General features: G+C 40.8%; 1 protein-coding gene. It reads right to left on the bottom strand.

The features are described from left to right. Window positions 1-287 (bottom strand): transposase (locus ACYQ8U_RS23395; protein ID WP_459947950.1); only part of this gene is annotated, 287 nt, incomplete at both ends.

Here is a 287-nt window from a genome sequence, read left to right as displayed (position 1 = left end):
ATGCCGGATGCTTTGGCCATCTCTATCCAACTCCCCAAATGCCATTCAGCTGCCTTTTTATCATTTGTCCAATTCCAGATTTGTCGTAAATCCTCTTTCATGTAATACGCAGTTGCCAGAGGTTTATTGATATCCAGAGCTTGTTTAAGTCGCTGGACATTATCTTGTTTTCCTTCAAGTTTCTCCTTCGCTGTCAACAAAAGCCAACGGGTTCCCTTGATTACCGATTGGTGTGATTTTTCTGTCGTGTTATTATACAATTGTCTTCTGAAATCAGACAGTTTCTC

The organism is Desulfocastanea catecholica (assembly GCF_054657295.1).
The sequence above is the reverse complement of the archived record's forward strand: the minus strand, read 5'-3'. Positions and strand labels throughout refer to the sequence as shown.